The organism is Streptomyces sp. NPDC002138 (assembly GCF_040296485.1).
Classification (GTDB): Bacteria; Actinomycetota; Actinomycetes; order Streptomycetales; family Streptomycetaceae; genus Streptomyces.
The window spans coordinates 81,134-87,521 of sequence record NZ_JBEOXE010000029.1 but is presented as its reverse complement, the minus strand read 5'-3'; the positions used below and the strand labels follow the sequence as shown (position 1 = coordinate 87,521).

At 71.0% G+C, this 6,388-nt stretch carries 7 protein-coding genes; 6 read left to right on the top strand and 1 reads right to left on the bottom strand.

Annotated elements, in window-relative coordinates:
• Positions 1 to 144: 144 nt before the first annotated feature.
• Both ABT084_RS20365 and ABT084_RS20360 read left to right on the top strand, forming a co-directional pair.
• A complete protein-coding gene (locus ABT084_RS20365; RefSeq protein WP_351045632.1) occupies positions 145 to 1,080 on the top strand; it encodes a flagellin N-terminal helical domain-containing protein in 936 nt (311 codons plus the stop codon).
• A 284-nt stretch (positions 1,081 to 1,364) separates the two neighbouring features.
• The gene (locus ABT084_RS20360; protein ID WP_502968979.1) at positions 1,365 to 1,853 is read left to right on the top strand and encodes a hypothetical protein; all 489 of its coding nucleotides are present in this window, start codon (positions 1,365 to 1,367) and stop codon (positions 1,851 to 1,853) included.
• Positions 1,854 to 1,929: 76 nt separating this feature from the next.
• On the opposite strand, the gene ABT084_RS20355 is transcribed toward ABT084_RS20360, so the two are convergent.
• Positions 1,930 to 3,213: an erythromycin esterase family protein gene (locus tag ABT084_RS20355; RefSeq protein ID WP_502968978.1), complete on the bottom strand. Its 1,284-nt coding sequence runs from the start codon at positions 3,211 to 3,213 to the stop codon at positions 1,930 to 1,932.
• Between the two features lie 58 nt (positions 3,214 to 3,271).
• Here ABT084_RS20355 and ABT084_RS20350 point away from each other — a divergent pair, with 58 nt between their 5' ends.
• The 4 genes from ABT084_RS20350 to ABT084_RS20335 all read left to right on the top strand — a co-directional run bounded on the left by ABT084_RS20350 (position 3,272) and on the right by ABT084_RS20335 (position 6,379).
• The gene (locus ABT084_RS20350; protein WP_351045629.1) at positions 3,272 to 4,024 is read left to right on the top strand and encodes a TioE family transcriptional regulator; all 753 of its coding nucleotides are present in this window, start codon (positions 3,272 to 3,274) and stop codon (positions 4,022 to 4,024) included.
• Between the two features lie 115 nt (positions 4,025 to 4,139).
• Positions 4,140 to 4,721, top strand: coding sequence for a class I SAM-dependent methyltransferase (locus ABT084_RS20345; protein ID WP_351045626.1), 582 nt, complete (start codon positions 4,140 to 4,142; stop codon positions 4,719 to 4,721).
• A gap of 133 nt (positions 4,722 to 4,854) precedes the next feature.
• Complete coding sequence (locus ABT084_RS20340) at positions 4,855 to 5,418, top strand: papain-like cysteine protease family protein (RefSeq protein ID WP_351045623.1); 564 nt, start codon at positions 4,855 to 4,857, stop codon at positions 5,416 to 5,418.
• A gap of 10 nt (positions 5,419 to 5,428) precedes the next feature.
• On the top strand, positions 5,429 to 6,379 hold the full coding sequence (locus ABT084_RS20335; protein ID WP_351045621.1) for a hypothetical protein: 951 nt from the start codon (positions 5,429 to 5,431) through the stop codon (positions 6,377 to 6,379).
• Positions 6,380 to 6,388: the final 9 nt, after the last annotated feature.

Here is a 6,388-nt window from a genome sequence, read left to right as displayed (position 1 = left end):
AGCCGCAGCCGCAGCCGCAGCCGCAGCCGCAGCCGCAGCCGCAGCCGCAGCCGCAGCCGCAGCCGCAGCCGCAGCCGCAGCCGCAGCCGCAGCCGGAGGCGCACTCGCATCCGTACAGACCACCACCCGACTGGGGACGAACACATGCTGACGCTCAACACCAACATCATGTCGCTCACCACGCAGGACTACCTGCACATCACGGCCCTGGCGATGACCACCGCAGCCGAACGGCTCGCCTCCGGCACGCGCGTCAACTCCTCCAAGGACGCGGACGACGCCGCGGGACTGGCCGTCTCGGACCGGATGACCACCCGGGTCAACGGATCCGTCCAGACGTCCCGTTACGGCGACGACGCCGTCTCCCTCGCCCAGACCACCGAGGGCGCGCTCAAGGAGATCACCCACAACCTGCAGCGCATACGTCAGCTGACGGTCCAGGCCGCCGACGGCCTCTACGCCGTCACCGACCGGCGCGCCATCCAACAGGAGGTCGCGCAGCGTCTGGAGGCCATCGACACGATTTCGCTGCGGACCCAGTTCAACGGCGTCAAAGTGCTGGCGCAAGACACCAGCATGAACTTCCAAGTCGGAGACAACGATGGTGACATCGTCACCGTCGGCATGAGCCAGCTGAACGTCAACGCACTCGGCCTGGAGTCGTACGACGTCTCCAAGACCCTCGCCTTCACCGACGAAGCCGACCCCACGAGGATCAGTTACGTCGCCGCGGACGGCCGGACCGCAACGGTCGCCAAGCCCGACGCGAGCGCACCGGACACCGCCGGAACATTCCTCATCGACCCGCTGTCCGCCGTCGACGCCGCCCTCGTCGAAGTCACCGGCCTGCGCTCGGCCCTCGGCGCCGTACAGAACCGCTTCGAGTCGAACATCCGTCGCCAGGACACCGGCGTGGTGAACCTCAGCACCGCCCGCGAACGCATCGAGGCCACCGACTACGCGCTGGAGACCGCGAACCACACCCAGGCCGGCATCCTCCAGCAGGCCGGAATCTCCGTCCTGGCCCAGGTCAACGCCCAGCCGAAGAACATCCTCCCTCTTCTCCAGCAACTGGGCTGACCGCCGGCGCCCCGCTTCCACACCAGCCCCGCCCCCTCACCCCCCTCACCCGAGAAAGGCCGTGTCCCATGAGCGAGACCCCGGGGCCGAGCGCCCTGGCCAGGACGGTACGCACCACGGGGTCGGTGAGATCGCCGAGGGTGGCGAGGACGAGGTCCTGTTGCCCGCACCACCCGACGCCAACCTCGTCGCACGGGCAGCGGATCGGCTGGGCGCACCGGCCTGAGGGCTCTCGGAGATAATCCAGGTGTGGGCCAGTACGAGCAGATGCCAGAGTCACCGTCGTGACCTTGATGAACCTGCTCGTCGACTTCGCCCGGACCGGCCGTATCGGCCCGCTCCACTGCGGCATGGCCCTGACCCGGGCCGAAGATCTCCTGGGGGCCGGCCGCCCGCACCCTGCCATCCGGATGAGACCGGACATTGACGGCTACCCCTACGCCTGGGACGGCCTGGAGTTGTCCGTCACCCGAGGCCTTGTCAGCGGAATCTCGATCAGTCTCCGGCCGGGCTCGACAGCCATGTTGCCGCCTTTGGTCTTGCCGGACTCGGAGTCCTACCCGTCCACCGTGCTCCGAGAAGACCTGATCGCCGGCCTTGACGCAGTCGGGTGCCGACACGACATCAACGATCGCCTCACGTTCGGAGAGCAATCCAGCATCCTCACCCAACCCGCCCAAGTCTGCGCGGTGTTCTTCACCCCCGGCCGTGGCGACCACGTGCCCCATCGCGAACGCCTCTACCTCGGCGTGATCCACAAGCACACCGCGTGACGTCTGTGAATCCCACGGAACGCCTTGGGGGAGCGTTGACGGGTGCTCCGCCCGCTGGGTGACCGGTTCCCGCGCCTCACCGGGGGTTCGGCCGGGCCCCGGCGGGGTGGGTGCGCGGGACGTCCTTGAGGAAGACGATGGCGTCGCTGTCCGCCAAGTGGGCCGGGTCGAGCGGGGCGTAGCCGAGCCAGGGGGAGACGCGGGGCGCGGGGCGTGTGGCGGCGAGGGCGCTGGCCAGCCGTGGGGCGTCGACGACGTAGCGGCTTTCGGGGAGCGTGTACAGGAGGCCTTCGACGGTGTCCGGTGGCGGCGTGTCCACGCCCTGGTGCCGGATCGTGCCGAGGGCCGTGGCGACGAAGGCGTACTCCTCCCCGAGCCGGGCGCTCACGAGCGCGCCGGCGCTCCACCACTCCACCGGCCCCTCCCACATCTGCATCGTGCTCTTCCGCCGCTGGAGATGGGAGTTGTGGGCGTGGACGAATGCCGGGCCGCGAGCGGCGACGGCGAGGAGGTTGTGGGCCATCATCAGGTCCCGCAGCGCGCACAGCCGCGTCATGCGGGCCGGGGAGTCGTCGGCCATCCCGTGGTGGTAGCGCAGCAGGCCGGTGGCGGTGCGCCCGTACAGGTGCGCCCGTTCCTGGTCCTCCCTCGAGGACGTCGCGACCAGGTGCGGCATCTGCGTGTCGAGCAGCGCCACCAGATCGTCGGCGAGCAGCCGCAGCCGGCCGGCCTCGGCGGACTGCCCCACGGACCGGGCCGGGTCCATCATCGCGGCGGGGTCGGTCCACCGGTCGTCGGTGCCGAGCAGGCGGTCGAGCGTTTCCGCGGTGCAGGGGAGCAGGTTCGCGTCGACCCGGTCCGCGAGATAGCCGTGGAGCGCGGTGAGGGCCTGCCGCGGGCTCGCGGCGTGGGTGATCTCCAGCGGGCCGTCGAAACCGGCGAAGCGGAGCCGCTCGGCGGCGGGCCGGCCGTCGGCGTCGGCGCGGACGTTGTGGGCGCGCATCCAGCGCACCAGCTCGCGGTTGGCCGCGGAAGCGCCCCAGCCGTGGCTGAATCCGTGCTCCATGACCTCGTCGAGGGTGCCCGTGCCGGAGGTGACGTACTCGTCCACGAGCAGGCCCGTCATGCAGTCGCTCTCGATCCCGATCGTCCTGTAGCCCTCCTGCTCGACGAGCTGGCGGAACAGCTCGTTGCGCAGGTCGAGCAGGGCGTCCTCGCCGTGGGTGGGCTCGCCCAGCGCGAGCAGCCGGGGCCGAGCGGGGAGCAGTCCCATCACGGTGAGGGCTTCGACGGCCCCGACGGCCTGGGCGCCATCGGTGTCATGGAGGCCATGGGCGATGTCCTTGATGTCAGTAGCCATGCCTTCAACGCTATCGTTGAACCCTCGGTTGAAACTTTTCCTCGATATCGGCGGGCTGATGGGGCAAAACCTTCAAAACCGTGAGCGCCTCAGGCCGGTGGATCTGGCGCGCGAGCACGGTCTGTCCACGCAGGCGATCAGGAACTACGAGGAGGCCGGCATCCTTCCGGCAGCCGGCCGCACGCCCCACGGCTACCGCACCTACACCCCGGCGCACGCGGGCGCCCTGCGCGCGTTCCTCGCCCTCGTGCCCGGCCATGGCCACCAGACGGCGACGTCGATCATGCGGGCGGTCAACCGGGGCGAGGCCGACGCGGCGTTCCGGCTCATCGACGAGAGCCACGGCCAACTGCTCGAGGACCGGCGGACGCTCCAGGCCGTGGAGAGAGCCCTCCGCGACCTCGAGCCGACCACGGGTCCCGAGCCGCGTGCGGGGGCCGGTCCGAGCGCGGTGTCGGGGCCCGACGGCACGTTCATCGGGCCGCTGGCGGTCCAGCTCGGCATCCGTCCGGCGACGCTGCGCGCATGGGAACGCGCCGGGCTGGTGCGCCCGCGCCGCGACCCGAAGACGGGGTACCGCGTCTACGGCGAGGCCGACCTGAGGGACGCCCGGCTGGCCCACCAACTCAGGCGCGGGGGCTATCTGTTGGAGCAGATCGCCCCGCTGATCGACCAGGTGCGGGCGGCCGGGGGGCTGGAGCCGCTGGAGGCCGCGTTGAGCGACTGGAGGGGTCGGCTGTCCGCCCGCGGGCGGGCCATGCTGGCCGGGGCGGCGCAGCTGGAGGCGTACCTCCGCGAGCGGCGCGCGTGAGGAAATGCCGGGCACCGATGGCGCGGCTCGTGTGACGATACCCGGCATGTCCGGGCGCGCGTTGAGTTTCGGAGCGGTGGCGCAAGCGTACGAACGATTCCGGCCGGGGTACCCCGTGGAGCTCTTCGACACGGTGGTCGCGTATGCGGGGCATCCGGTGCGGACGGCCCTCGAGATCGGGGCCGGGACGGGCAAGGCGACCCGTCTGTTCGCCCGGCGAGGGGTCGCGGTCACCGCGACCGACCCCGACGGGGCGATGCTCGCCGAGCTGCGCAGGCACGTGCCCGCCGAGGTCAGGGTGGTGCGCGCCGCGTTCGAGGACCTCGGGCCGGGGGAGACGTACGAGCTGGTCTACGCGGCAGCGGCGCTGCACTGGACGGAGCCGGAGGGGCGGTGGGCGCGCATGGCCGCGCTGTTGGAGCCGGGCGGGGTGTTCGCCTCGTTCGGCGGGCCGGTCCAGCTGGCCGACCCGGCGGTGGCGGAGGCCGTACGTACCGCGCGGGCGCCGTTCCTGGACGGCGATGACGTCCCGTCGCCGGACGGGACGCCTGCCGGGTACGACATGCAGTGGCCCGGTACGGAACTCCAGCGGTCCGCGTGGTTCACCGATGCCCGACAGCGCGTGATCGAGCGGCGCCTCACGATGAGTGCGCGCGAGCCGCGTCGCGCGCCCGCCGCCCCCCGTCTCCCTGCGTGATGATTACCTGACGAATCATCAGTAAGGGTCAACTTCGCGCTGGACCCCTTTGTGACCTTGGCATGATGCGCTGTCATATTCCTGCCCGATTGCCCCGTTCATCTCGTTCAACCCGTCAGGGGAAGGCAGGAAAATGGGCAGGTTCAGGTACGGCACCACGGCGTCGGCGATCGCGCTGGCCGCCTTGGGATCGCTCGCTTCCGCGGGAGGCACGGCTCACGCGGAAGCCGGTCAGGACAACATCACCATGCTGAAGCAGGAGAAGAGCCAGTGGTGCTGGGTCGCCTCCGGGCTGACCATCGCCAAGTTCCAGGGCTTCGGCTCCACACAGACCGACTTCTGCAGCCGGGCCCAGCCCGCCTACGGCTGCAACAACCAGCCCGCCACGCTCGACGACATGGCCAGGGGCTGGACCAGCCTCGGCATGGCCCACTCCGGCTCGGGCCTGAGCAGCGCGGCCACGTTCAACCAGGTCTACACCGACGTCAAGGCGGCCCGGCCGATCGGTGCCCGCATCGGCTGGACGTCCGGCGGCGGCCACATGAACGTGGTGTACGGCTTCGACACGTCGAAGAGCACGATCGCCGTGGCCGACCCGTGGCCGGACACGACCACGTACACGTGGTGGAACTACGGCGACTACGTGAGCAACAGCTCGTCCAAGTGGACCCACTCCCGCATCGGCATCTCCCGCTAAGGCAGGCGACATGCGCGACACCAGTGGCATCAGCAGCACCGGCAGCACCGGCAGCGCCAGCAGCACCGGCAACGTCCGTGGTCGCAGCCGGGCCGCCTCCCGCCTATCCCGTCCGTCCCGCCCATCCCGTCCGTCCCGGCTGTTCATCGTCGTCGCGGCGTGCGCGTCCGCGCTGCTGTCCGTCGTCGGTCCGGCGCACGCGGCCCCGGCCAAGGACCCCCTCCCGGCCGACATCCCCGACTACCAGGCCGCCCTCAACGCGGTGAAGTCCACCGAGGTCCTCAACACCGTCTGCCGTTTCCTGCGTACTCCGGTGCCCACCGGCAGCGCCAGCGGCCCGGTGGAGACGCTTCCCGAGCCGGCCGAGCCGTGCCAGGGCCTCCCGGCCTTCACGATCAAGGACCCGGTGGCGCGGAACGAGATCACCCCCGGGTTCGTCGCCGGCACCGCCCCGCCGCTGCCCACCGAGGCGGTCAAGCTGACGCAGTTGGTCTCCTCGCTGAGCGCCACCGTCAACGGCCGCAACGCCACCGTCATGCTCGCCCCCACCCAGGGCGGCGGCTGGCACCTGGCGGCCGTACGCGACGGCGACAGCGACGCCGCGTACGCCAGTAAGGCCACCGTGGGCACGCTGGTCTTCACCGAGCCGCAGATCCGCGGCTGGTACCAACTCAAACTCACCACCGTCGAGCCGCTCAACGACCAGGCACGGCAAGGACTGGGCGGCCAGGCGTCGGTGTCGCTCAGCGACTACCAGAAACTGGTCAAGGCACGCTACGCCGACAAGCTCCCCGGCTCGGAGTACGCCACCAAGGGCTACTCCAGCGGCTACGGCCTCCGGCCCGCGGCGGACGACGCCCCGTCCTCCACCCTGCTGATCGCCGGCGGTTCCGGCACGGCACTCGCCCTCGCGGGCGGAGCCGCCGTACTCCGCCGCCGCCGGCTCGCAAGCTCCCGCTGAGCCCGGCCT